A 1,856-nucleotide genomic window follows, 5' to 3' on the forward strand; every position below is an offset into this window, starting at 1 on the left:
CCCAACCCCCTCGTCGACCCCCGCCGCCGGGGCCCGCGCGCCCCCCCCCGGGCCCCGGGGCCCCCGAGGCCGCGCCTGCCTGCTCTCCCGCAGCCGGCCGCACCAGTCTCCCCACAGACGACCGGAGGAAAGGGCCTTGTCGGCCAGCACTTCGACAGCAAACCCCATACCCGGCCCCGGCCCCCACGCCGCGGAGCCCCACCCCGACGAGTTCCTCAGAGCGCTCTACGACTTCCACGGCAGCGCCTTGCTGCAGTTCGCCGCACGACGGCTCGAAGGCGACTGGCACCGGGCCGAGGACGCCCTCCAGGAAGTCGCGATACGCGCCTGGCGGCACGCCGGGGAGCTCGACCCGACCGAGGACTCGGTGCGGCCCTGGCTCTTCACCGCCTTGCGCAATCTCGTCATCGACGGCCACCGCGCCCGCCAGGCCAGACCACCGGAGACCGGTGATCCCGAGCTCGCCCACCTGCCGGTGTCCGACGGCGTGGACCACATGCTCACCTCCCAGGTCCTCGTCGAAGCGCTGCGGGACCTGCGCCCCGCCCAGCGCGAGGTCCTGCTGCACGTGCACTACCTGGGCCGCAGCGTCAACCAGACGGCCAAGGTGCTCGGCGTGCCGCCGGGCACGGTCAAGTCCCGTACGTACTACGCGGCCCGCGCCATGCGTGAGGCACTGCACAACCGCGGCCTCTACGCGGGCGGCCTGGTCCGTGAGGCCGGGTGACGCTCAAGCCAGCTGTCCCGCGTGCCGGGTGACCTCAGGCCAGCTGTCCCACGTGCCGGGTGACCTCAAGCCAACTGTCCCGCGTGCCGGGTGACCTCAAGGCCGAGCGGCCCGGTGTCGAGCGATCCGTCCGCGTCGGCACGCCAGCGCCACCCCGTGGGTGCCTCGCCGATCACCAGCAGCGCGTCCCCGCGCCGCAGGCCCGCCAGCGCTCCCTCACGTCGCGGGAGCTGTGAGGCGTCCACGACGAACAGGTGCGGCGCCTCGCCCTGTACGGCGATCCGGCTGCTGCCCTCGATCAGCCGGAAGATCTGGGTGACGTCGTGCGATCCGGGCTCCGGGGCTCCCGAGCCCGCCGACGCCGCCATGGCGAACGCCTCCTCCAGGCTGGCCGCGTCGTGCAGACGGGAGGTCCGCGCCTCGTCGCCGGAGAGGAGCCGGCCGTCGGTCAGGGAGCCCACCAGGGTCACCTCGGCGAGCGCCCCCACCGGGCTGGCGAGCGCCTCGGCGACGACCGCCCGTACCAGGCTGCGCACTTCCTGGTCCGGGCCCGTCACCGAGACGGGCCCCGACGCCCGGGAGAGGTCGACAAGGACACGGTCGGGGCCGTCGAGGCCCACCGTCACCGTCAGCGAGTACGGCAGGGCAGGCTCACCCTCAGGTCCCGGGCGGTGCAGATCGTCGGGGGAGATCGTCCAGCGCTCGCCGTCCGCCTCGGCAGTCCAGGGCGCGGGGGCGTCCTCCTCGGCCCCGGCGAGCAGCAGCCCGAGCCGCTCCTCGGAGTAGACGACGGCGTACAGGTCGGGCAACGGGCGGCTGGAGCGCAGACATTCGCCCGTCAGCCGACGCAGGCCCGCGTTGACCACGTCCAGTGCCTCCCGGCCCACGACGGCGGCCGACGCGGTGGCGGGCTTCGACGGGCGGGGCCGCCGCTCGGTGACGACCAGCGCGGCCACCGCACCGATCAGCGCCAGCCCCAGCACCACGGCCAGGACGTACCAGATCATCTTCTGACTCCTTGTCAAGGCGCCCCGGCGGCGGAGCCGGGACGGTCGAAAGCGGGGGCGGCGCAGTCGCTGTGCCGTGCACCCGATGGCCACTACGGCGCCCGTCCGCGGATGGTTCACCG

At 74.2% G+C, this 1,856-nt stretch carries 2 protein-coding genes; one reads left to right on the plus strand and one right to left on the minus strand.

All coding sequences use genetic code 11. The annotated features are described in order from the left end of the window. Window positions 1-136 precede the first annotated feature (136 nt). The gene (locus ACFUPX_RS44100) at window positions 137-727 is read left to right on the plus strand and encodes a sigma-70 family RNA polymerase sigma factor (RefSeq protein WP_383335403.1); all 591 of its coding nucleotides are present in this window, start codon (window positions 137-139) and stop codon (window positions 725-727) included. 65 nt (window positions 728-792) lie between these two features. Here the strand turns inward: ACFUPX_RS44100 and ACFUPX_RS44105 are convergent, their stop codons facing one another. Next, window positions 793-1,734 (minus strand): hypothetical protein, encoded by a 942-nt coding sequence (locus ACFUPX_RS44105; RefSeq protein ID WP_383335405.1) that lies wholly within the window; start codon window positions 1,732-1,734, stop codon window positions 793-795. Window positions 1,735-1,856 lie beyond the last annotated feature (122 nt).

This window comes from Streptomyces sp. NPDC057302 (assembly GCF_042667685.1).
Classification (GTDB): Bacteria; Actinomycetota; Actinomycetes; order Streptomycetales; family Streptomycetaceae; genus Streptomyces.